This window comes from Thomasclavelia saccharogumia DSM 17460 (assembly GCF_000686665.1).
GTDB classification, from domain to species: Bacteria; Bacillota_I; Bacilli_A; order Erysipelotrichales; family Coprobacillaceae; genus Thomasclavelia; species Thomasclavelia saccharogumia.
On record NZ_JMLH01000011.1, the window covers coordinates 22,208 to 48,016 of the forward strand.

At 31.4% G+C, this 25,809-nt stretch carries 15 protein-coding genes; 2 read left to right on the forward strand and 13 right to left on the reverse strand.

The genetic code is table 11. The annotated features are described in order from the left end of the window. Positions 1–9: 9 nt before the first annotated feature. The 3 genes from BR82_RS0104015 to BR82_RS0104025 all read right to left on the reverse strand — a co-directional run bounded on the left by BR82_RS0104015 (position 10) and on the right by BR82_RS0104025 (position 6,918). Complete coding sequence (locus tag BR82_RS0104015; RefSeq protein WP_027089113.1) at positions 10–3,495, reverse strand: glycoside hydrolase domain-containing protein; 3,486 nt, start codon at positions 3,493–3,495, stop codon at positions 10–12. 315 nt (positions 3,496–3,810) lie between these two features. Further along, on the reverse strand, positions 3,811–4,491 hold the full coding sequence (locus BR82_RS0104020; RefSeq protein WP_027089114.1) for a fructose-6-phosphate aldolase: 681 nt from the start codon (positions 4,489–4,491) through the stop codon (positions 3,811–3,813). A 15-nt stretch (positions 4,492–4,506) separates the two neighbouring features. Next, positions 4,507–6,918 (reverse strand): glycyl radical protein, encoded by a 2,412-nt coding sequence (locus BR82_RS0104025; RefSeq protein WP_027089115.1) that lies wholly within the window; start codon positions 6,916–6,918, stop codon positions 4,507–4,509. Positions 6,919–7,100: 182 nt separating this feature from the next. Between BR82_RS0104025 and BR82_RS0104030 the strand changes: the two genes are divergently transcribed. Next, entirely contained in the window at positions 7,101–7,994 is an 894-nt protein-coding gene (locus tag BR82_RS0104030; protein ID WP_034864118.1) for a glycyl-radical enzyme activating protein, read from the forward strand. Between the two features lie 16 nt (positions 7,995–8,010). Here the strand turns inward: BR82_RS0104030 and BR82_RS0104035 are convergent, their stop codons facing one another. Beyond that, the gene (locus BR82_RS0104035; RefSeq protein ID WP_027089117.1) at positions 8,011–8,760 is read right to left on the reverse strand and encodes a DeoR/GlpR family DNA-binding transcription regulator; all 750 of its coding nucleotides are present in this window, start codon (positions 8,758–8,760) and stop codon (positions 8,011–8,013) included. A gap of 433 nt (positions 8,761–9,193) precedes the next feature. On the opposite strand from BR82_RS0104035, the gene BR82_RS0104040 reads away from it, so the two are divergent. Next, positions 9,194–9,601 (forward strand): Hsp20/alpha crystallin family protein, encoded by a 408-nt coding sequence (locus tag BR82_RS0104040; protein ID WP_027089118.1) that lies wholly within the window; start codon positions 9,194–9,196, stop codon positions 9,599–9,601. Between the two features lie 68 nt (positions 9,602–9,669). Here the strand turns inward: BR82_RS0104040 and BR82_RS0104045 are convergent, their stop codons facing one another. The 9 genes from BR82_RS0104045 to BR82_RS15105 form a co-directional block, all read right to left on the reverse strand. After that, the gene (locus BR82_RS0104045) at positions 9,670–10,677 is read right to left on the reverse strand and encodes a LacI family DNA-binding transcriptional regulator (protein WP_027089119.1); all 1,008 of its coding nucleotides are present in this window, start codon (positions 10,675–10,677) and stop codon (positions 9,670–9,672) included. Between the two features lie 171 nt (positions 10,678–10,848). Beyond that, positions 10,849–13,440 (reverse strand): alginate lyase family protein, encoded by a 2,592-nt coding sequence (locus tag BR82_RS0104050; RefSeq protein WP_027089120.1) that lies wholly within the window; start codon positions 13,438–13,440, stop codon positions 10,849–10,851. A gap of 10 nt (positions 13,441–13,450) precedes the next feature. Then, positions 13,451–16,843 (reverse strand): DNRLRE domain-containing protein, encoded by a 3,393-nt coding sequence (locus BR82_RS0104055; protein WP_027089121.1) that lies wholly within the window; start codon positions 16,841–16,843, stop codon positions 13,451–13,453. Between the two features lie 249 nt (positions 16,844–17,092). Beyond that, positions 17,093–17,890 (reverse strand): DUF7402 domain-containing protein, encoded by a 798-nt coding sequence (locus BR82_RS0104060; protein WP_027089122.1) that lies wholly within the window; start codon positions 17,888–17,890, stop codon positions 17,093–17,095. Beyond that, positions 17,878–18,765, reverse strand: a complete 888-nt coding sequence (locus tag BR82_RS0104065; RefSeq protein ID WP_034864120.1) for a nucleoside hydrolase — start codon at positions 18,763–18,765, stop codon at positions 17,878–17,880. Before BR82_RS0104065 ends, BR82_RS0104060 begins: the two co-directional genes overlap by 13 nt. Then, a complete protein-coding gene (locus BR82_RS0104070; protein WP_027089124.1) occupies positions 18,752–20,851 on the reverse strand; it encodes a glycoside hydrolase family 36 protein in 2,100 nt (699 codons plus the stop codon). Before BR82_RS0104070 ends, BR82_RS0104065 begins: the two co-directional genes overlap by 14 nt. After that, on the reverse strand, positions 20,844–23,018 hold the full coding sequence (locus BR82_RS0104075; RefSeq protein ID WP_027089125.1) for an alpha-galactosidase: 2,175 nt from the start codon (positions 23,016–23,018) through the stop codon (positions 20,844–20,846). Before BR82_RS0104075 ends, BR82_RS0104070 begins: the two co-directional genes overlap by 8 nt. An 11-nt stretch (positions 23,019–23,029) precedes the next feature. Beyond that, entirely contained in the window at positions 23,030–24,595 is a 1,566-nt protein-coding gene (locus tag BR82_RS0104080; protein ID WP_027089126.1) for a glycoside hydrolase family 43 protein, read from the reverse strand. Further along, positions 24,588–25,808 carry a glycosyl hydrolase family 28 protein gene (locus BR82_RS15105; RefSeq protein WP_051592737.1) on the reverse strand — a complete coding sequence of 407 codons (1,221 nt, stop codon included), beginning with the start codon at positions 25,806–25,808 and terminating at the stop codon, positions 24,588–24,590. The genes BR82_RS0104080 and BR82_RS15105 overlap by 8 nt, the downstream gene beginning before the upstream one ends. Between the last annotated feature and the right edge of the window lies 1 nt (position 25,809).

Below are 25,809 nucleotides of genomic sequence, written 5' to 3' on the forward strand. Positions count from 1 at the left end.
CTTTTTTCGTTAAAACATCTTATTTTCTTTTCTCTTACACACATATATGATTACAGTACAAGCTATCATGAAATATCCATAAATTAATCCTTCTGAATAATCTCCAGTCTGTGGTGATTTAGATATATTTGAATCATCTAACTTATCTGGTTCAATTGGTTTTTCAGAATCTTCACCAATTTTAATTAAATTCTTGATAGCATCAGCTAATGTATTTACCGCCAAATCTACTGTTTCTTGATCAATTGGATCAATTAAAATATTTTCAGCATTTTCTAATGCCATCTTAAACTCAGATTTCCCTATCTCTTGATATGTGTTCAAATCGATCATTTTAGCATCTTTAATTATTTTTTCAAGTGCACTAAGATCAATAACAGCAGAATCCGCTTTTACGTTAACGTGAATAGTATCACTATATTCACCAGCAATAACTGTAATATCAGCCATACCTGTTTTACAAGCTGTAATCATACCATCTTCTACTGTAACAATTTGGTCATCACTACTTTGCCATATTAATTTTTCATGAATATAAGTTTCAATATAATCTAGCTGCATATTATATCCAGTAGACGCAACATTTTTTGTGCCGCTACCTTTGATTACTACATGATGATTTTTTAATTCTAAGCGTTCACTTTCATATAAGCGAGAATATACAATTCTTCCTGAACTATAGGCATCTACTGTTGTTACATATTCACTATCAATAAATACATCAAATTTCCCATTTAAATATTCTAAATTTCCAATAATCGCAAAACTATCTCCATAAAAATCAAATTCATAACCATAGTTTTTAGCATCATCTCCATCAACTGGTGAGCACCAGTGATCATCACCATTATAAAACATACTTGGATATCCTTCATCAGTATGCCAGGCTCCATTATAAACAACATTTTCATCAAAATCATTTATAATTGCTGTTTGTTTTAAAATCTCTGTTAACAAGTTTTCAGGTGATACTGTGGTCGTTAACTGTTTTGTTTGATCTGGGTATAACTCAATATCACGCTCGTTAATTGAAATATAAGGAACTACTGATCCATTAGCTGCCTGTTTAGATAATTGATCAATAAGCTTTTGTGATGAAATAATATCATAACTCAATTTATTAACAACATTTTCAACATCAGCACTTAGCCAGCTGTATGTTTCTTTTAAATAGCGAAGTTTTTCAATATCCCTTAAACCTTCTATAAGTTTTTCAAACCTTGGTGTAGATTGAGCCTTATAATTTGCATCTCTTAAATCAGGATAAATCAAGTATAAATCACCAGCTGCAAACAAATCATGTTGAGAAGTGATAAGCGGTTCGGCATTAAAAGAATCAAAAGCCCAGCGTAATAATCCATCTGTACCATCTTTATAACTTTCATAAATAGATGCTACACTCTCGCCAGGATTATTCAACATAGCACTATTTTGTGCTCCACATGTATATATCGTGGTTATTAAACCTTGTTGTGATCTTTGTTTAGTAATTTCTTTTGCCTTATCTTGAGAACCGATTGATATCGAAAGCGATAGATCATCAATTCTATCAAAAATACTTTCAGTATCATAATTATATACTGCAAGTGAAGTTTTTAATGACTTACCATCTTTATTTTTTACTGATTCAACTAAATCTAAGACTGGAGTAACTTCACTAAGAGGCCGTTCATCCATTGACATATACGCTATATCAAACCAGCCTTTTTCATCCATATGTTCAACATAATCTTGTAAAAAGATCGACCACAATTCATTCCAGCGCTGTGAACCAGTATCTGGTCTTTCAAAAACTACCTGATTTGCTGCCTCATCAAAATAAGTAATTCGATTTCCCCAACACGATAATGAAAACGCCTTGATTTGTTTATCAATACCATGTTCCATACATAATTCAACCCATTTATCTAAATCAGTATAATCAAAACTAAATGTTCCATCAGCTTTCTTTGTCCATTTTACCATCGAAGGATACGGATCATGAGTTTGACTATTCCAAGCATCTTCTACTACCGTAACAGTAATAGCATCCCCACCGATTCTTTTATAAAGTTCTAGTTGACTCTCTAATCCTGCCTGATATTGATCATCTAAATGAACATAATACAAATCAGTTACATCTGTACCAAAATACTCACTAGATGATTTACCTGAATAATAACGATTTGAACTGTATGGATACATCCATAATTCAATCTGTGATTGAAATTCTGGTAACACCAGATCCAAGACATCAAGCTGATATGTAAATTCTGTTAAAATTTCACCTTGCGATACTAATGATATCGTTGTAGTATATGATCCCGCTTGAGCATCTTTTGGTATCGTTATATCCACCCATGCGCTATACATCTGATTTGCTTTTAAATCTCTTTGTGTATCATGAGAGATAATATCAAAAATGCTTTGATTAGATGTATGCGCTATTGCCGTATCCATATAAGTTAAATGAATATTCTCTTTACTGATAACATTCCCTTCTTGATCAACTAAATCATCAGCTATTAATGATACAGCCGAATATTCTTTTGCTTTTGTAAAAATATCGATTCGACTCGTTACTTCATCATTTTTCCAAACATCTTTATGCCATGTTTGTAAAGACGATAAATCTTTATCATAAAGATCATTAACATATGATAAATATTGTTCTGGATAAGCATGCTTATTATTATCGCTGATTATTCCTAGAATTTCATTTTTGCAAGGTTTTACGGTTACTTCTACCTGCTTAAAAATATCTGTATTTTCCAGTTTTGCTGTAACTTTCGTAACCCCAGCACCAACTGCTGTAATTAAACCATTTTGATCAACAGCAGCAACCGCAGAATCTTCACTTGTCCAAATAACATCAGGTATTTGTGTTACATAAGATGGAAGAATCGTATAAGTAATTTGTTTTTGCATTCCTTCTTCTAAACTTAATTGTAAATCACTTAACTGGATATCTGTAGCAAAGTACTCCATTTCTTCACTTTCAACTACAGCATAATCAATCGCTGCTTCATAATTATCTCCAGCATCTGCATTTTTGCTACCATTTAATACAACTCGAATCGTATGTAGACCATTTTCTAATAACGAACTTTGATACAACATTTCTTTATTCGCTCTACCATTACGATAATAATCGATTTCCCCTACTTTTACATCATCAATATAAACATCTGCTATACATCCATCATTAACACGATGACCATATAATGTAACCCTATTTCCTAAAAACTTTAACGAATATGATGGATAATTCTCATTGAAAACCGCTTTAGTTGTCCAATGTTCATCGCCACCTTCAAATAAGCTAGGATAGCCACCCTCATATACCCAGCCATCGCTAAACGAAAATTGGTTAACATCTTCACCAACATCAGAATCATTAATAATAATTTCTGAATAAATTTGATTTGCTTTTACTCCAGGACATCCCACTAAAACCATAAAAACAGTTAAAACAACTATAAATATCTTTTTAATAACTAACAGATTTTTCTTCATTTTCTCACACTCCTTTTTATCAGTTAGTTTTTATATCGATAACATCTTTCTCTATAAAATCACTTCCCCTGATAATAATTTTATAAGTGATGATTCGACCTCATATATTTATACTTTATCGTAAAAAACGTATCTTTTAAATTATAAAATTTACCTATTATTATATAAAATCAATTAAATATTTAATGTAAAAATACTCCTTATTAAATATATTATACATTCAATTTATCCCAATTAATATACATCCCGCTTACACTTTTTAACTAACAAATTGCATTTTTTAATATCCCAATAATCTAAGTTTTAGTCTTGATCCTATAAATCACAAATTCCTTTACCTTTACCATAAACATCATACCAGTCATTATTAAAATCATTTACCGCTTTTTCAATATTTGGATTTGCAAATATTTGTTTTAATACGACTACTGGCGCTGTTACACTCTGGGCTCCTGCATTAAAGGCATCGCGTATTTGCTGGAGACCTTTAAAACTCGCTGCTAAAATCTTACATTCATAATTATCTATAACGATCCGCTTTGATAACTCATTGATCAATTCATATGGATCACTTCCTAAATTCCCAATGCGATTTACATATGGCGCAATATAATCTGCTTTTGCCGCTAACGCCATGTATGCCTGCATTAAATCATACACAGCTGTTGCCGTGACATTATGACCTTCCGCTTTTAAAATTTTGATTGCCTTGATTCCTTCATACGATACTGGTACTTTAATATATACCTGATCATCGATTTCTTCTAAGATACGATGACCTTCATTGACTATTTCATCGCAGTCTTTAGAAATAACCTGGACATGGAGACTTCTATCTTTACCAATGATCTTTCTTACTTCTTTCATATGCTCAAAGAAGTTTTTCGGACTTGTTGCTTTAACGATCGAAGGATTGCTGGTTACTCCGGTAATTGGCATATGTTCTATCGCATCCTTGATTTCTTCTAAATCTACTGTATCAATAATAAATTCCATCTCTTTTTTCTCCTGCTATAATATTTGTTCAGTTCTACCAATAATATCATCTTGAGTAGCTTTAGATAATACATTGAAAAATGCTGAATATCCTGCTACACGTACAATTAAATCTTTATGTTTTTCAGGATGCTTTTGAGCATCAATCAATGTATCACGCGAAACGACATTATATTGGACATGATAACCATCTAATCGATTAAAAAATGTTTTGATCATCATTTCTAATTTTTCTTTATTTTCTTCTTTAGCTAACATCTGTGGGGTTACTTTTTGATTCAATAATACCCCACCTGTTATTTCATGGGTCGGTAATTTAGAAACAGATTTAAAGACTGCTGTTGGACTGCTTTTATCCATCGAATGAGCCGGCGAACATCCTTCAGCAAGCGGTGTATGCGCTTTTCTTCCATCAGGAGTTGCCATTGTTCCATATCCTTGACCAACATTTGCTGAAATACTTGAAGTTCCTGCATAACGAATACCACCAATTGGGCCTTTACCATATCTAGTATTAGGGTATTTTTTTATTTCATCAATATACGAATTATAAACTTCAACAACTAATTGATCCACATAATCATCATCATTTCCATATTTTGGAGCATCGTTAATTAACATATTTTGAATTCTTTGGTTTTCAACACTTGTAAAATCGTCAGCTAAAGCTGCCATTAATTGTACAGGGGTTATTTTCTTTTCTTCAAAAACAAGTTTTTTAATTGCCGCTAGACTATCCGCCATATTGGCAATACCAACTTGTAATCCTGAAATAAAATCATAAACTGCCCCACCTTCTTTGATTGTCTTACCACGACCAATACAATCTTCTGTCAATGCTGAACACAAAACATCTGGTACATCTCTTTCTAATGCTAAATCAATAGCATTTTCAACAATAACACTCATCCGCGTTAATTCTCTAAGAACATGATCAATCGCTTTCATCAATTCATCAAATGATTTCATGTCCTCAAAACGTCCCCGACCTTTGACAAAACGTTTACCTGATGTTGGATCGATTCCATCATTCATAGTAATAAGTAAGATTCTAGGAAAGTTCATATAACTCATTCCGGTACATCGATATCCCCATTTACCAGGAACTGCTGTTTCAACACAGCCGATTGCACTATAATTATAAGCATCTTCTTCTTTAACACCTTTTTCGATGAAAGAAGGAATAATAACTTCATCTGAATTGAAAGCCGGCATTCCTGTACCTAACTTCATAACTTCGATAGCTTCATCCAAAAATGCTTTTGGCATATTCCGATGATAACGTACTGTTAAATTTGGCTGTGGTAATCTTGTTTGAGCTACTGACTTTAAAACTAGATATGATAATGCATTAGTAGCATCTTTTTTATCTGGTGTTTGCCCGCCGATTGTTACATTTTGATACATTGGACTTCCGGCACTGCTGAATGTATGTGCCTGGCTTCTGACTTTATTGATCGTTAAAGTTTTGATCCACAGATTTGTTAACATTTCTACCACCTGGTCATCATTAATAAGTCCATGATCAATATCATGCTGGTAATATGGATAAATATACTGATCAAAACGCCCATATGATAAAGAGTGCCCATTAGATTCAATTTGCAAAATCAATTGAATAAACCATGTTGATTGAACTGCTTCATGAAAAGTTTGAGCTGGCTCATAGGGGACTTTAGCACAAATACGGCTAATTTCTAATAATTCTGCTTTTCTTTTTTCATCAGCTTTCACGGCTAATTCTTTAGCTAATTTTGAAAATCGTAATGCATATGTTTTTACCGCTTCAATAACAATCAACACTGCTTTATAAAACTGATACTTATCTATATTTTCAACAACACATAGATCCAATCCATCTTTTAATTGTCGTACTCTTTCTTCATATCCTTTTAATCCCGTTTTTAATACTTGTTGATAATCCACAGCTAAATGGGCATCTCCAGAATTTAATTTCCCTTCCATTCCAAAAAAACCTGTTTCCATATAAACTTTTACTTCATCAGGAAGTAAAGCGCCACCTTTTGATCTTAAATTATTATTTTCCCAAAACGGTGCAATTGAACGCAGATCTTCTTTTGTTTTTTCAGTAATATAAAAAACATCACCATCTCGCTTTTCAAACAGATCTAATTCATCTAAAACAAATTCTAGTGTATATTCAGGAAAAATTGGCGCATCTTTATTAGAAGCTGCTTGATTCCCTACGATAAGGGTTTCATCTTCAATATAAATAGACATCTTTTCTAAAATATTTTTTAACATCAAAGCCCGTTTCATGATAGCTGGCTGATTTTGATTTAGTTTGTATGCTTCTGTTGCAAGTAGTGCGCGTTGAGCACAAATATAGGGTTTTTTATCTAAAACTTTTTCTCTAAATTCATTCATTCTTGGAGTTAAATCTCCAAAATGGGCAACATTTTTCATTTTTATCCTCCTTATTTCATTTGAAATTAATTATATTTTCATTGATAAATATATTTTATCATAAGCAGAATTAATGTAAATATATTTTTTAATTAAAAGTTATTATACTTTCATTCGTAATTATTGTTTACATTTAAAATAATGAATGTTATCATTATAAATATGAAAAGGAGACGATATTGATGGACGGGATAATATTTAATATTCAAAAATTTAGTCTTCATGATGGTCCTGGTATTCGTACAACCATCTTTTTTAAAGGTTGTCCTTTAAAATGCGGCTGGTGTTCAAATCCTGAATCACAACTTGAAAAAATCCAAATCTTATATGATCAAAAAAAATGTATTCATTGTCAATCTTGTATCAATGCCTGTCAACATAAAGCAATTCAAATGATCAACGATAAAATCATAATTGATCACCAAAAATGTACTGGTTGTTTATCATGTGTTGATAGTTGTTTTCAAAACGCTTTAGATTATGAAGGTGAAAATAAGAAAATAACCGAAATTGTAAAGATTTGTTTACAAGATAAAGATTTTTACGAAGAATCTAACGGCGGGATTACTATTTCTGGAGGCGAAGGAATGAGTCAACCCACCTTTTTAAAAGAATTAGTTAAAGAATTAAAAAAACACGATTTACATCTGGCAATCGAAACGACTGGTTATGTTCAACCTAATATTTTTAAAGAATTAGCCCCTATGTTTGATTTAATATTATTTGATATTAAACACTATGATTCTTATCAACATTTTCTTGGTACAAACGTCCATAACGAATTAATTATTCAAAACTTGAAATGGGCAGTTAAGCAAAAGATTGAAATCTTGCCAAGAATTCCAGTCATTCCTGACTTTAATGCATCATTGGATGATGCTAAAGGTATCGCTAAGCTTTTAACAGAAGTTCAATTATCAAAAGTACAACTTTTGCCATTTCACCAATTTGGTGAAAAAAAATATGAATTATTGAATCGTGAATATCGTTTTAAAAATAAAAAAGCCCTTTATCCTGAAGATTTACAAGAATACCAGCAAATCTTTTTAGATAAAGGAATCGATTGTTTTTTTTAGGAGTGATACTCCTTTTTTATTCAGTTTTAAAAATCTCTATATTCTGTTTATGTAAATAATCTTCTACTTCTTTAGGTATATTTGCATCAGTATATAGATAATCAATATCATAGATATCAACCAGATTGACAACACCCTTTTGATGGAATTTTACTGAATCAGTTACAATAATAACATGTTCCGCCTGCTTAGCCATATCACGTACCGCCTCACTTCGCATATAATCATTACCAGTAAAACCACTTTTTTCACTAAACCCATCAGTCCCGATAAATAATTTATCAACAAAAAAAGTTTCAGCACATTTTTTCATGATCGGCCCGACCATTACTTGAGACTCATTTTGATATTCTCCACCTAATAAAATAATTTTTACAGTCCCCGTCTTTCTTATATAATCAGCAATAAACGCAGAATTCGTAATAATTGTCACATCTTTTTTAGTACGAGCTATTTCTAAAGCAACAAGAGCACAGCAAGACCCTGATTCAATCATTACTGTTTCCCCATTTTCAATAGTTTCTACAGCAAGTTTAGCAATTTTTTGTTTACTATCATAATGATACGCTAAGCGATTATTAATATCATCACTATCATTTAAAGTTGCATAGCCATGCTCCCTAAGCAAAACCCCACTATTTTCTAATACAGCTAAATCTTTTCTGATCGTCACTTGAGATACTCCTAGTATTTGTGAAAGCTTGCTAACTTCTATTTTTTTTCTTTCAGTTAATAGTTCTAATATTTGAGTATGTCTTTTATTCATAATAACTTTATATCCTTTCTACCTGTCGATTCAAAGCTTATTTAATTATGAATAAATGCTTGTTTCTGAAGGTAATCTTTTTTTATTGATCTATAAAAAAATAAACTGTAAGCTTTATTACTTTACAAAACTATACTTTTCTTTACTTGTTAAAGCAACAAAACTTATAATTCACTTTAAATATTACAAGATTTTCTTTTATCATCTTTTCTATATAAGAATATCATATTAAAATTTCGTTTACAATAAAAAAGGATTTCATGATATCGTGATGAAATTTCAAAAAACATTAATTTTTTAGCACTCAGGTGTTGACAGTGCTAAAATAAGTGTTATAATATAAGTGTAGTTAAGAAAAGGACCTTAACGAGGTAAATAATTTTATATCCCAGCGTAAAACTACTGAGATAAAGAAAGAAAGAGGCGATGTTTTATGAAATTTTTACCTATTATGAATGATGTATTTGATGATTTATTTTATGATTCTTTTAAAAATTATTCTAACGTGAATGCGATGCGCACAGATATTTGTGAACAAAATGATCAATATTTATTAAACATGGAACTTCCTGGATTTAAAAAAGAAGATATTCAAATGGAATTAAAAGATGGTTATCTATTAGTTAATGCTACTAAAAATGCAGATACTGAAGAAAAAGATGATCAAGGGCATGTAATTAGACGTGAACGTTATAGTGGAAGTTGTAGTCGTAGCTTCTATGTCGGAGATATTAGACAAGAAGATATTAAAGCTTCATTTGATAACGGTGAATTAAAAATCACGATTCCTAAAGACAATGTTAAACAAGTTGAAGAAAAGAAATATATATCTATTGATTAAAGCCAATGCAAATTGGCTTTTTTTATTTATAATAAAATAAAAAAAGTTTGATTTTATTAACCAAACTTTTATAACGTTGATTCATTCCAATTAACATAACAATCTAAGATTTGTTGCCCTGCTACTTCATTTTTTCCCTCGATTTGATCAATCACTATTTTTGCTGCTTCAAGCCCTTCTTCAAAAGCCGGCTGTACAATTGTAGTTATAGTTGGAGAAGAAAAATTGACCCATTCCATGTTATCAAAGCCCATTAATCCAATTTTAGGCATACGTTTGCAATGATGTTTCATTGCAATAAAAACAGTTGGTAAAGCCCAGCAATTAGGTACAAATACTAATGTTTTTTTATTTAAATCAATTCGATTATCAATAAAATCTGCAATAACTTCAGGCTTAACTTGATCATTTTCAATAATAAAGGTTTCATGATGTAAATCATGATCAACCAAAGCATCAATAAAACCACTCGCCCGCTCAAGACGCGTACTTATCAATTGTGGATCAGCTGTTAATAAGAAAAATTCTTCATAGCCTTTTTCTATACACTTAGTCGTCGCTTCGTAAGTTGCTTCATAATTATTAGTTTTAACCCATTTAGTTTTTAAATCATATAATTTACTATCAAAAAAGACCATTGGTTTTTTTAATCCCTCAATCTTTTTTGATAACTTACGAAATTGTGCCGTTGGCTGAATAATAAAACCATCTACCCCCATTGAAAGCATTCTTTCCACATAATTTTCTTCTCGCTTATGATTATAATCACTATTTCCAACAATAATTTGGTACCCATCTTTACTAGCAGCTGATTCAATTCCTTTAACAATCTGATTTGAAAATGTATTGGTAATATCCCCAATCAACACTCCAATCAATTTACTATTTTTAGAATTAAGTGAACGAGCTACAATACTGGGACGATAATTTGTTTTTTCAATAACTTTGGCAATCTTTGCCTTTGTTTCTTCTGACATCTTTTCAGTCTTCCCATTTAAATAAAAAGAAACAGTAGTCTTTGATGTCCCAGCCATTTCTGCAATATCTTTAATTGTTATTTTACGTTCATTATCCATATTTCATCGCACCTCACGTCTATGTTAATCTTAGCACAAAAGCTGTTTTTAGTAAACCCGTTTACTAAAATATTCAATAATTTAAAATTATTAAACAACAATCAAATATTTTTTATAATAAAATCATCTTATGAATCAACTAAAAAAAGATTTCTAGAAATCACTAGAAATCTAATCATTTTTTTCAATAAAATACTTTTTTGTCAAAAGAATAGCAATCAATCCAGTTACGAAAAATAATAACATTACTTCACTACAGCTTATCTCATCCCCTGTTTTAATACTATTTTGTTTACTAACATCATCTGATTGATTACCAGTATCAGCTTTTTTATTTACAATGATGTGACATTTAGCTTGATATTCAGTACCTTCAATAGCAGCAATAACATCTGCCTCTCCAACAGCTAAAGCTTTAAGCTCGCCATCTTTTACATCTACGATTTCTTGATTTGAAGTTGACCAAACAATCTTAGTATCTTCAGATACCCCTAAAACATTCAATTTAGCTCTATCACCTACTAACATAGTAATTTGACTTTGATCTAACGTAATCACCGGCACTTTATATGATAATGTTATATCTTTAGTTACCGAAGCATTTTTAACAGTTGAAATAGTAATATCTCCACTAATATCTTTAGCTGGATCTTGAATTAAACTAATACTCAAAGTACCATTTTCATTTTCTTGAATTGTTATATATGGTTTTAATTCTTCACTAATTGTTGTTCTTAAAGATCTTATCTTAGAATCAGTAGTTAAAATTGGAGTTAAAGTAATGGTATCGCCAACCTTTGTAAAAGTAGTTTTATCAGCTCTTACATCCAAATCAACGGCAGTCTTTGCTTCTGTAAAAATCATAGCTCCATAATACATAGCATTTGTTTTCGCTTCGTTTTTTGTACCCCCGGTTCTAAGTCTTTGTTCAGCAGCTTTAGTCAAAATTGAAACATCTTGATTTTCATCCACCTGGTTAAGATAATGATTACTAACAATTTCAAATACCATTGATGAAATATCAGAATTTAAACGATTTTTATCAGATACAAATGTTTTTGAATCGACATTATCCCCAAGTAAATAAGCTGCATTATATTTTGCCCCTACTAATAAACGATCATTATATGCACTATATAAATTTATCCCTTGATTCCAAGCTACTTCAGCTTGGTAAGCTAATCCTGAGATCCCCATACGAGAATGTGTTGCATCACGACTTGTTTCCTGTGATTCACCTGTAGCATATACATAATTTGGCAAAGACCCCATTGATGCTGTATTACCACCTTGAAGATTACCTAAATACATTTGTCTCAAAGCATCATTAAATAAATCAACATCCTCCAGATATACAGCAGCAGCCATATTAAAACCACCGATCAAGGCATCCCAATTACCATTTGCCTGTGGATAATATTCGCTTGTTTTAGCTAATAATTTTTGAATGAAAGTTTCAAATTTTGCCATATCAGCAGTTTGCCACTTATCTTCACTAGCAATATTTGGATCATTATTATATATATGTTTTAAAATTTCAGCAGCATTTAAATAATCTGGACCCACAATTGAAAACCTCAATTTCAAATCATTACCATCAGCCACAGTCTCTAAAGTCGTAGCCCAGCCATTTAATATTTCAATAGCTTTTTTAGCATTAGCCAAATCACCATCTAAATACCACATCAATGCATTATAGTATGCCGCACATCCATCATTTGTATATTGAGTCCCACCATAATTAGGGTTATTATACGGACCTACATCCATTAATGATTGTGGTGCAGGAACATAATCAGCTTTTGCATATTTTGAAGCTTTCATTTCTTGATACCCTTTACCATAAACAGTATCTAAATCATCTTTATTAGCTTTTATTGTTTCTAGATCATCCATCGTAAAATAAATTCCTGGATGCTCAAATTTAAAATCATCATCAATATATGGAATTTCATCAGTAGAAACATACTCATCTCCAACATAACTAACATCAAAATAATCTAAGTTCGGGCCATCATAAACACCTTGTCCAGGAGGAGCTTGAATCCCTAATGTTACAGTATTTTCTCCTTCATCCAAATATATGTTCATAAAATTATCATTCCACTTTGTATTACCGATAACATTTGCGTAGTTATTATCAGTTTGTGGTGTTAATGAAGTATTAGTATTAGCATCATATTGATCATTATAGCCAGAAATATTGAAAATCATCCAGCCTGCCCACTTATTGCTGTCAGTATAAAATTCTTCAGTGTTCCCTTCACTAACTGGCGTATTGATCATAATCCGGCAATTTCTTTCATCTCGATCATTACGATACCCTTTCACTCGTGTTGCTGGATTGTTATATTTAAAACTAAATCGATAAAATCCTGATTGGGGCACTGTTACCTTCCAAGTAGCTGTATCATTTTTAATTGATTCAACAGGTTCCCCACCATTTTTATCAACTAATTGATAATCTTCTCCATACATATTATTACTAGCAAATTTAGTAATTGGATCACTAAAATCAAGGTATTTCCCTCCATCTGCACCACTTAGAACTAGTTCAGCACCAATTACTGGTGAATCAACAGGAATTTTATCACCATCATTTCTAACATAAATATTCCCTGTACTTGAAATAAAATCTTCAGCTTGATAACGTTGATTAAACTTTTCAGAACTTTCTTGACCATGAATATTCATCATTGTTGTAAAACTTAGTGTTAAAGATATTCCTAGACTTATTGCTAAAACCTTTTTTACTTTTTTCATTTTATTCCCCTTAATACTCTTTTTTCTTTAATTTTAAAACTATTCCTAAACTAATTACAACTATACCGATCATTAGATAAATCGCTGATTCATCTCCGGTATTAACTCCTCCTTTAAATTCTCTAACTATTTCTTCAACTTTAGCATCATTATTTATTTCTAAATCAGGCTTTTTATCCTCATTTTGAAGCAATACTAAATTATTCAAAGCCTCATTCAATAATTGATAAAGTTCAGTAACTTGATGATCATTAATTCTACCATATTTAGCATCAATGATTCCTTGCTCAGCTTTTTCAAGTGCAGTTATTAAATCTTGAAAACTAACTTGAGTATATTTATTTTCATCATTAGTTATTTCATTTGCTTTAGCAACTAAAACTTCTAAATCTGTAGTATCAGCCAAATCAATATTTTTTAATGCCTCTTGGCTAGTATTGTAGACTAAAATTAATTTTTCATTATTTGAAATATCAGCACTATGCTTTGTAATTTTATTTCCTAACCGCATTGTTAAAATAGCATTTTGCGGATCACTAGCATTCTCTACATCAATATAAACAATTCGATTATCATATGCAGGTGAAACTAGATAATAAAAACCAGCACCTGTACATTTAAGAACAAATTTTTCTTTCTCACTAATATTTTTAGCATCAGCTTTAATAATATTTTCTTCACCAATTTGTTCATCTTTGACAGATAAATATGTGTTAGTCGTAATGCATCTAATTGCATAAGTACCATCTTGATTATTTTCAATTTGATAATATGGTGCATCGGCTTTTTTACTTGAAGCTGTCAATTCTCCAGAATTTGTAACAGTGAAATATGAATTTAATGTTTCTGGAATATTATCAATTAATTCACCATATTTTTTAGCATCATTCCATGTTCTTTGATACCATGGCTCTAATCTTGTTCTTATTTGAAAAAATGGTTCACATACTTCAGTTGCTTCACCGCTATATGATGTTAAAGTGCCAAAATTCAAATTATCGTTATGAACATAGCCTTGAGCCCGCATTGCTTCAGCTGCTTTAGCCATCCAAGTTACATCAACACTAGAAACTTTAGAATAGTAAGCTAAAGGTAATTCATATACTGGTCTTAATTCACCCCGGTTAATTTTTTCACTATCAACTATTTTCCATTTAGTATTACCAAACACATCAGTTAATGGCTCCATTTTTAATCCATTAGTATCGTACAGATTATATTGTGCTGCCCAATTAAAAGCTTTAGCCAGACGATTATCATATAGATCAAATAAATTTTTATCTTGATTTAGAGCAACCTGGCAAATTTCCGCCATATATCCAATTCCTAACTGAGCATGCGCTTGATCTCTAAAACTTTCAACTGACTGTCCCCAGTCACTTACATAATTAACGATCGATCCATTAACATGGATATCTTGATATAAACTTACAGCACGATTATAAATTTCTGGATTATCACAAACAACACCTATTGAAATCATCGAAATCATCGCTGCGGTATCCCAATTTCCATTAGCTAACATTGGTGCTCCCAAATCTTCAATAGCTGGATAAATTACATTTTCCATAACTGTTTGAAACTTTTTAAAATCACTATCACTATACCCTTTATATCCACCATGATAATATTTAATAATTTCAGCCGCATTTATATAACGATAACTATTGATTCCAGCACCTAAGATACGATCTCGACCATCTACCATTTTAAGAGTATTGGACCAGGCATTTAAAACATTAACAACGCATTGAGCATATCTATCTTCACCTGTTATTACCCATTGTAATGCATTAAAATAAGCAGCATTACCACCTTGTTCATAATTAACAATATTATGACCAGCTGGAGTATTATCACCACGTCCTACTGCTTCTAAAGCTTGTGGTTGATAATCACTAGATGCCATATCATCAGGGACCATTGTTTGTAATTTCTGATAATCAGAATACCAAGGCTCTTCTTTATTTATGATGTGTTCTTTCATAGCATCTAGTTCTTCAGGTGAATGAGTTATTCCAGGATGATTGAAAATCTGAGTTTGTACAGTTACACTTTGAGAATCTTTCCCATTATATTCAACTACGATCTGATGCTCACCAGCTGACAAACCGTTTACTTGAGCAATAAATTTATCACCTTCTAAAGTAATATTTCCTTTTGACACTTTATAATGACTAATATCTTGATCATCATTAACTGGATACCAGCTTAATTTTACATTTGTTCCTTCAACAGTTTGCCTTACTTCTAACTGATCATGATTTATTACATCACAAAATTCAAATTTGTATGGTTCATTATTTTTAGTAGTGCTATATAATCGCTCATCCATTCGAATCATAGTTGTTGCATAGTCTGCATTATCTCTAAGTTTAGTTAGATGACTTGTAATTATATAACGATCTGATTCTTGATAATAAGCTAGTTCAAAACGTTCATTCCAATTTACCGTAACAGCACCTGCTTTGATTTCATAACCATCATTAATACGATTATAATAACTTTTATCAGTATCCTGCTCATTAAAATAATTTTGAATCGTTAAATATTTATTATTGTCAAGACACTTTATAGCATAAGATTTTTTAGCATAATTTATTTCATCTTCAGCATACTGATAATCACGATAATCAAATATATATAAATTGAATATAGCAGCTTCATTTTCATTAGCCGTTGTTTCAAAACTTTCATCATCTTTTAATTTTAGATACTCACCATCTTCATCCTTAATCAAAAAAGTCTTTTGCGCAATTGAACCATTATCTAAATAATTCCCTTCATTATTAATTGATTCAATACTAACAGGTTTTTCTGCATTGGCATAATCGATTTTTAAAGATAGCGGTGTCGTTGAACGTGATGAAAAAATTTCACTAGCAGCGGTTATTCCATCATCAACTTTATCAGTCGTAATATGTAAAGTAATTACTGATTTTCCGTCATTAATAGCATCTAATAATAATTCTGTTATATCTAAACTTAGATTTTTATTTCCATTAGCAACTTCATATTGTTTTACTGGTGAATCACTTATATCACTAGGTCGTTTATTATAAGTAAGATTATTTTCATCCCATTTAGTAATACCATCTACCAAAAACTCATTGCTCTGACAAATAATAAAAGTATTTGCCCCATTTTTCTTTGAACCTTCTAAACTGATCATTTCAACATTATCTTTATCTATTGATGATAAATCAAAACGAATATATGCATGTCTTCCTTTACCAACGATCAATGTTTGTGAATCATTAAAATTCTTATCACTCTGACCATTGAAATTGGAAACCATACCATCATTTAAAATATAATTATTTTCAACTGCATTTACAATCGTCAAAGGAGTTATCATCACTAAACATAAAAATATTGATATAATATATTTTATTTTTTTCATTTTTTATTCCCCTTTTTATTATTTAAATAATTTAAACTATAAACTTTAGTTCTCTTTTATTCACCTCAGCTCTCACTAATTACTAAACCGGTTTACTATAAATAGTATAACTTTAATTGAAAGCGGTGTCAATAATTAAACTTATAAAATTAAATATTATGTTAAAATCAAGAAAAAAACAGCCACCAATATTTGTGAACCGGTTTTATTAAATGGCTATTTATAAACAAACTTTAAAATCAACAATTTTTATTTCTGTTTTATCTTTCGTCCCATCACCATAATTTGACTAAGTGCAGGAAACTGTGATTCTTCATCCGACATTTGCAAATTTGATAACATCAGCCAAGTGATTTTTTTTGTCGCAAAAGCAATTACTTGTCGACTTCCTGTTTTAGAAAGTTTAATTTCCTGTATCGTACCATCAGAAAAACTAATTTTTGCTTGATGCCACCAATTATCATGAGGAAAATCAGCTCGTAAATAAAGATATATTTTATCAATTTCTACCATAGTTCCAAAATCAACTTTTAACCAGGCATTACTTTGCTGATTAATTCCCCATGAACTATGAGGCCAGCTGCCATGGTTACTAGTTTCAAAGATACCATCGATAGCATTTCGCGCATAAAACTGTGGATTGGTTGTTTTCACATTAGTTGTAACGTGTGGATATAAGACTTGATTATAATTCGTATCAAAACTATTCTTAGCCACATTATGATAATTCATAAATTCTGCTTCACTAATAATACTTGCATATGCAAAATGACGTTCTTGACTAAACGCACCAGCTCCATAAGGCTTACGTTCCTGGGCAAAAGGAATTGTAAAAGTATATTGATAGTCAGTTAAATATACCCAGCTCTCTTCCAAACTATCATCTAAGCGTAATTTTAAATATAACCCTTTTGTATCACTAACAATACATATTTTATCACCCGGCTGATAATAACCACGATAAGCCATCGTGACTTCTGTTTCATTTTGTTTACTAAAAATTTCTTCATTATAACTATTTAAAACCATTAATTTTAAAAGTGCCATCGTTTCTCCTTCCTTGCAAATAATTCAATCTTACTGAGCATATCTTCTATAACAAAATAGTTATTTAATTGTTGATAAACACGAATCTTACGATTTTTTTGATTATAGATATAATGATGCTCTTCATCAAAAATTGGTGCGATTATCTCTTGATAATAACTTTTTTGTTCCTCTAGTAAAACCCCTATAGCTCCAGAATCTCCCATGACCCAACATTCAGGATTGATCCAGTTTTTTTCTTTGGCATTAGTTTTCATAAACGTAATTAACTGCTCATATAAATATTTTCCTAATTTCCCCATTGGAGCTACTCTTAATTTTAACTGTGCCAAAGAAACTAAAGTAGTTTTATATACATTACTGGGAATTTGCCATAATGGTAACTCACTAGCAAATACATAATTTGCTGCTATTAAATCATTTCCTAAATTACACTCTTTGCTTCCTTTAGGATAACGGCCGCCACCAACCCAAATTGCCGTCATTTTAGAAGTAATCCTTGGTTCCTCAAGCAGTGCAGCCGCTAAATCTGTCAAAGCACCTATATTCAAAACATATAAAGGTAATGAATCCTCTTTTAATGCTTCTTCAATAATTAATCTAGTTCCCGCACTTACTTCATATTCTTTAATATTCACAAGCTTTTGATCAGCACCTAAAACAATTGGATATTCACCATAAGTATTTGTAAGTTTTGCTAATTTAACCATTTCAGCATATGATAAATGATTCGTCCCATGATCACGAAAATGTCCTGCCACTAGCCCCTTGATTATAAATTTATTAGTCAGCATAGCATGTACTAATGCATATTGGTCATCAGCCTCATTTTTAGCATCACTGCAAATAATTATCCTTATCTTATTTATTAACATTTTTCCTCCGTAAATAAACTGCCATTCCATCGAATTTATTTAATCCTCTTAAAACTAATCGTTGTTTTTCAATAACCGCTTTTTTCAAACCATAAATTTTAATTATTTCATAGTTGTCTAAATCCACTTGAACATGAGCAGGACCATTTGCAAAAGTATGGAGTACAACTAATGCCTCATCGAGGTATTTACGGATAACTACTTGATATCCTGTCGGTTCTTTATAACTTAATCCGCCTTGGTAATCAATAGTCGAAAATCCTAAATCAATAATATGACTAACACAGCGATAAAAAGTAATCCCTTCTTCTATCACCTGCCATTGTTGTGTAGATAAATCTTTAATATTTCCTGATAAACATAACCGTCCTAACAACCCACTGCTAATTTTATAATAAAGCAACGCTATTGTTTGGTCTGGCTGTACTACTGCCCAAATTTGGCTTTGACGAGGTAAGATCATTCGTTGTAAATTAGCGCCGATAATTGGAATACATAGCGATTCATGGGCATCAGAAAACGAAGACATATCTGTTATCTTTAAAAATGGTTCAACTAAACGGTGCCCTCCCGCACTACAATTTTCAATTATTAAATTAGGTAGAACATGCTTTATTTTTCTTATATATTCTTGAGTAGCTTTTATCCCGCGATAAAGTTGTTCCCCTAATGAATCACCACCATCCATTCCAATTCCCAGATTATCATTATAATCAATTTTTAAATAATCAAATTCATTATCTTCTAAAAATTTAAGCACATGTTCATCTAAGTAGTTAATCACACTTTGATCCAATAAATTTAAGAAGCGTCGATTTCCTGAAGTAATGGGATAACCATCACGCTGATATAAAAAATCTTGATGCTTAAATAATTCAGCCTCACGACCGCAGCTTTCAAACTCAAACCAAATACCGGCTTTCATTCCCCTTTGATGAATATAATCAACAACTTCCTTAATTCCTTGAGGAAACAATTTGCGATTATAATTCCAATCACCATGTTGAATATTCCAAGAATCATTATGATCAACAGCGTGTTTATACCATCCGCAGTCAATAACAAAATATTTGATTCCCTTATTCACCAATAAATCAATTGTCCTTTTAATCTCACTAGCCTGAGGATTGCCCCAAGTAGTACAAAATTCATTAAAAATGATTGGAAGTTCTTTTTCATCATCTTTGATATCCAGCTGAATATCTCTAACGATTCGCTGTGACAACTCATCAATATTACCCTGAACTACCGAAATCATTGCTTTAGGAGTTTGGAATTCTTGATTAGGTTTTAAGATTTTCAACCAATGTCCCTTTTCTCGATCAGCAATTCCTCCTGAAAGGCATAACGCATTATCTTTTCGATATACTTCTAACTGCCAAGAACTTGCAATTGCTAACTGAATTCCCCAAAGGACATTAACGTTTTTATCTTCAATCGCTATAAAAGGAAAATATTCACGATTTGGCATACTGCCAACTTGACCAAATCTAATACTGTTTGCTCCAGAAGGTTTCCATGATGGTTCTAACATTGATTCTTCAATTGGACGAGTAACTAAACGCCCTTCATAAGCCCAAGTACTTTTAATTTGATGCATCAATAGACTTTCCTTAGCTAACCCTTTAGTAAATGGAGTAATTGAACCTAAAGTAAAACTTGATATCATTTCAATTTTTATATTTTTATTAGTTCTATTGATCACTTTAGTAAAGGTGTTTATAGCTTTGCTACCAATATCAAACGATAAGTGATGTTGATAATCAATCCCTCTATCATCATATAAATGAGTAATAATTGTATAATGCGTGTCTTTAATTATTTTTTCTTGGAACTGATATTTTAATTTAAAAGTTGTTTCACTATTGCGCATTGTCCTACCTTGAGAATAATTGAACGGATAATCATCACCAACTAACTTCACTTGAATCAACGGTTCAATATCATCGTTTTCATCAATAATCTGATCAATCATTGAAATAGGTATAATTCTTAATCCTACAACCTCATGCCCTTTACGATCCACTCCGCGTAAATAACAAATCTGCATATCCTGACTATTATATGTCGCTAATATCTTATTCATCTTCATTTATCTCTTTTAAATACCATTGTTTACTATAAAAATCCTCTTTAACTTTTTCTAGAGGTAAACCAACATTCATCAAAACACTCCCATCATAAACTTGATTATCTTCTAATAAACAATATTTAGTATTTACTTTTAATCCTTTCAATTTTAATCGTTTCGGTACCGTATTTGGCTTAGCCAAGATCTGAACATAGCTCACTAATACCTGCTTTTGATAGAGATACATCCAAGCCTGTTCATTATCATTGTCTTTCAAACGATATAAATCACCAAATTGAATAATTGGACGAAGTTTTTTATACTTAGTTATTTGATTTTTAATCACAGCTAGTTCAAGATCACTAAGTTTTGTTAAATCTAACTCATATCCCAAAGTTCCTTGCATTGCGACAACAAAACGAGTCTCAATACCTGTAATCCGACCAACTTGATGATTAGGTGAAGCCGAAACATGAGCCCCCATACTAATTGCTGGATAAACCATTGAAGTGCCTTTTTGAATCGTTAAACGTTCAATCGCATCACTATCATCACTAGCCCAAATTTGCGGCATATAATAAAGCATCCCTGGATCAAAGCGTCCACCCCCACCAGCACATCCTTCAAACAAAACTTGGGGATATTTACTCACTAGAACATCAAGAATATGATATAGGCCTAACATATAGCGGTGTAAGACTTCTTTTTGTAAATGCACTGGTAAATAATTAGAGCCAATATCGGTAATATTACGATTCATATCCCATTTGATATACTCAATATTAGCACTATCTAAAATATTACTAACAGCTTTGATTATATAATTTTGAACTTCTGGATTACATAAATCTAAAACTAATTGGCAACGGGAAGTCTGTGGTTGATAATCTTGCACACGAATCACCCAATCAGGATGCTTTCTATATAAATCACTATTCGGATTGACCATTTCTGGCTCCAGCCATAGACCAAACTTCATTTTTAAAGCATTGATCTGCTTAACTAATTTGTCTAATGGACCACCAATTTTTCTTTCGTTAACATACCAGTCTCCAAGCGAACTGGTATCATCATTACGTTTGGCAAACCAGCCATCATCTAAAACAAATAATTCAATTCCTAATTTACTAGCTTGTTTGGCCAAAGAAAGTAATTTTTCTTGATTAAAATCAAAATAAGTAGCTTCCCAATTATTAATTAAAATAGGGCGAAGCCTTTTAGCAAAATGACTTATCATTAGACATTCACGATACAAATGATGATATTTACGACTCATTTCCCCAAGCCCTTTTGAACTATAGATCATTATAACTTCCGGGCTATAAAAACATTCTCGCGGGGCCAAATCCCAACTAAAATCAAAAGAATTTATTCCCATCATCATTCGTGTATTTTGATGCATATCAACTTCAATATTTGCCTCAAAATTACCACTATAAACTAAATTCATACTATAAATATTTCCATGATCTTCATTTGCATCATGATCCAGCAAAGCAATAAATGGATTTTGTCCATGACCACTTGCTCCACGTTTACTATCAACGATAAAATTCCCTTGTCTGAGTGCTTGACGATTTAAATGACATTCACGTCCCCAAGCTCCATTTAATGATAAACAATCAAACTGGTCATCTAAGAAACTAAAATTAGCACTCATAATTTTTTCAATGACAATATCTTGGTTATTATGATTAATTACTCTAACACTTTGACTAATTGCATCTTGATCAAAAAATATTGAAAAACTTAAAACTATTTCTAATTGTTTAATTTGATCAACCATACTAAATTCTATAGTTTGCGCTTTATCACTTAAAACTGTTGGTAATCCACAAATTTTCTTTTTACCCTCAATAATTTTATATTTAGTGAACTCAAAACTAGAAATTCTTGAGCCATCTTGATATCTAAACATAAATGCCGGTATCCGCATATCAGGATTACCATAAGCTGGGTATAATAGTGGCATCTGTTCTAATTTAAAATTTCTATTTCCATCTAAATCACTTAAATAACTAGCCCGTTTGATTTCTTTAATAAGATAACTAAACGTTTGATCATAAACTCGTTTTCCCCAATATAAACAAACAAGGTGCCCTGAATCGAGCACACTAAAAATCATTGATGTTTTATTTGTTTGGAGATGAAATGTTTTTTCATGCTCTAAAATCTCAATCATTTTAATTCCTCTTAATCATTATTCTCTTGGTAGAATTCACTAAAAACAGCTTTAGTATCTTTATTAAAATTATCAACTGCACTAATTGCGATGACCGCCCCAGTATAAGCCCATCCAGAAACATGCTCATCACTTAAAATAGATGCATCCAGCACCGGACCAACTACCTCAAACTTAGAATCATCACAAGCATAATAAAACTGAATCTTATCCTGTTTAACCATTACTTTTAAAGATATTCTTTTTACATCATCATTTACATATTTATAATTACCTTCCAAAGGCTCATTAAAATTAAAATTATCATTTGTCAAAATATTAATAATTCTTTGTTTCTTTACTTCATCATAGCCAACATATAGATAGTGAAATGCTTTAGTATTATAAAAACAACTCAACCCAGCTGTTTGATTATAGTGATATGGCTTAAAACACAACGTAGTTCCTGCAACAAAGTCAAAACTAGTCCACCTTCTCGCAATCAATGATTGATCAAACAACGAGGTTAATGAATCATTTCCCTTTAATTCTAATCCAGCATCAACTAAATTCACTTTATCTTCAAATTTTGTCCTTAAACTTAACCAGCCCTCATTAACAAAATCAATATTTTTAAAGTTTGTATAATATTTATTTTCTAGACCCTGGTTAACTGTTTCACCTGGAGCTTCAACTTCTACCAAAGGTGTGCAGTCACCTTGAACCATTCTCGGCCAATCATTGATCCATTCAATTTTTTGCAATGATGTCTCACGTCCTAATACCGAAACCTCCTGTTCATTTAAATACCGTGCACATAAATGGACTAAATACCAGCCATCATCTGTTTCCACAAAATTACCATGACCAGATTTTTTTAAGATCGTATCTTTTTGCCAAGCCGTAATAAGTGGATGATATGGTGAAATTTCATAAGGTCCCCAAATATTCTTAGAACGAGCCACACAAATCGAATGATGTCTTCCTGTTCCTCCTTCAGCAGCAATAATATAATAAAAATCACCTTTTTTCATCAAATGCGGTCCCTCTGTTCCACCTGTCGCACTACCTTTGAACACTACTTTTGCTTCTCCAATCATTCCCTTTTCAAAATCAAATTCTTGTAAGAGTAAGCCATTAAACTTTTTATGTCCATTCAAAGGACGGGGATCCCATTGTGGATTTAATACATAATGTTTACCATCATCATGAAACATTGAAGGATCAAAACCAGAAGCATTAATAAAAAGTGGCTCACTCCATGGACCATCAATTGTCGGGGCAGTAATAACATAATTTTCAACATCTTTGAAATAACCATCAATTTGTTTAGAAATAGTATAAATTAGATAAAAAGTATCTTCATAATAAGTTAAGGCTGGTGCCCAAACTCCAGCCGAATCCGGAATTCCCCGCAAATCAAGATTACTTAAAATTGCTCCATGGCGTCTCCAATTAACCATATCATCAGATTCATAAACGCTTACTCCCGGCAGCCATTCAAAAGTTGAAGTGATAATATAATACTTATTCTTAGCTTTACAAATACAAGGATCAGGATTAAACCCTCGTAAAATTGGATTAATAATTTTAGTCATTTTGTATCTCCTCAATAAGTTTTAAATTTTTGCAATTAGTTATTTTAACTAAACTATTTTTGTTTATTTTAAGCATTGTAGTTTTATTAAAAATCACATTATCCATAATCAATTCAATACTTTCATCAATTACTAAAAAAGCATCTTGATTGCAGTAATCAATAAAAGCGTCTTTAATTACTAATTGACATCTTTCACCATTGCCTTTAAATAATGATGATTGTTTTAAATTAACCAGCTTAACATTCTCAAAAACTATTTTTCTAAGCGGCAAATTATTTTGTAGCATCTTTTCATTCCCTTGATCATAAACTAATAATTTTGTAACATCTTCAAATTCACTATTTTTAATGATAATATCATCACCATCTTCGCGAATCTTATCACAGCAAATCGCATAATATTTAAAAACTGCATGAGTATTATAACTATTTGTAGAACGATGCGGATAATGTCCTGGACCAACAAATTTACAATGATCAAAAATAAGCTTATTTCCACCAATTCTAAGTACGTTACATGCGGTATTAAAATAGCAGTCTCTAACTAATAAATTTCTAATATCATAACCTGCAACACAATCATCACCAGTTTCTAGATGACAATCACTAATTTGAATATCACTACAATGATGAAGATTGAAACCATCATGTCCTGCTTTAATATTTACATTATTAATAATTATATTTTGACAGCTGTCTAACTGATGCGACCAGTTAGCACTATTAACAAATGTATAACCTAGCAAAGTAATATCCTCACATTGACTAAAGATGATTCCCATCGGTCCTCGAAATTTTTCTTCACCATTTTCATCATAACAATCTTGACCGTTAATTACCAAGCCACATTTGCCAATGATTTTAATATCTTGAACTTGAAAAGCACAAATTATCCCATATATATAATATTCAGGTAAATTCCATAATTTAATATAATCTTCATTTTGTAAATAACCTAATGTACTGGGTATTTTAAAATCATGATAATCTTGATAATTATTACTACCATATAACCTGGCATTTTCTTCTAATAACAAAGTCATGTGTGAATATAATCTTAAACTGCCAACATAATATTTACCTTCAGGGACAATGAGCGTACCTCCCCCCTGTTTTAAACAAGCATCAATAGCGCTCTGAAATGCTTGCGTCTGCAATTCTTGGCAATCTTGTTTAACTCCATAATCTAAAACATTGAAATAATTATCCATA

Bases quoted from the DNA above. Each gene is read 5' to 3' on its own strand.
- BR82_RS0104015 (WP_027089113.1), bottom strand. From the start codon at position 3,495: ATGAAGAAAAATCTGTTAGTTATTAAAAAGATATTTATAGTTGTTTTA.
- BR82_RS0104020 (WP_027089114.1), bottom strand. From the start codon at position 4,491: ATGGAATTTATTATTGATACAGTAGATTTAGAAGAAATCAAGGATGCG.
- BR82_RS0104025 (WP_027089115.1), bottom strand. From the start codon at position 6,918: ATGAAAAATGTTGCCCATTTTGGAGATTTAACTCCAAGAATGAATGAA.
- BR82_RS0104030 (WP_034864118.1), top strand. From the start codon at position 7,101: ATGGACGGGATAATATTTAATATTCAAAAATTTAGTCTTCATGATGGT.
- BR82_RS0104035 (WP_027089117.1), bottom strand. From the start codon at position 8,760: ATGAATAAAAGACATACTCAAATATTAGAACTATTAACTGAAAGAAAA.
- BR82_RS0104040 (WP_027089118.1), top strand. From the start codon at position 9,194: ATGAAATTTTTACCTATTATGAATGATGTATTTGATGATTTATTTTAT.
- BR82_RS0104045 (WP_027089119.1), bottom strand. From the start codon at position 10,677: ATGGATAATGAACGTAAAATAACAATTAAAGATATTGCAGAAATGGCT.
- BR82_RS0104050 (WP_027089120.1), bottom strand. From the start codon at position 13,440: ATGAAAAAAGTAAAAAAGGTTTTAGCAATAAGTCTAGGAATATCTTTA.
- BR82_RS0104055 (WP_027089121.1), bottom strand. From the start codon at position 16,843: ATGAAAAAAATAAAATATATTATATCAATATTTTTATGTTTAGTGATG.
- BR82_RS0104060 (WP_027089122.1), bottom strand. From the start codon at position 17,890: ATGGCACTTTTAAAATTAATGGTTTTAAATAGTTATAATGAAGAAATT.
- BR82_RS0104065 (WP_034864120.1), bottom strand. From the start codon at position 18,765: ATGTTAATAAATAAGATAAGGATAATTATTTGCAGTGATGCTAAAAAT.
- BR82_RS0104070 (WP_027089124.1), bottom strand. From the start codon at position 20,851: ATGAATAAGATATTAGCGACATATAATAGTCAGGATATGCAGATTTGT.
- BR82_RS0104075 (WP_027089125.1), bottom strand. From the start codon at position 23,018: ATGATTGAGATTTTAGAGCATGAAAAAACATTTCATCTCCAAACAAAT.
- BR82_RS0104080 (WP_027089126.1), bottom strand. From the start codon at position 24,595: ATGACTAAAATTATTAATCCAATTTTACGAGGGTTTAATCCTGATCCT.
- BR82_RS15105 (WP_051592737.1), bottom strand. From the start codon at position 25,808: ATGGATAATTATTTCAATGTTTTAGATTATGGAGTTAAACAAGATTGC.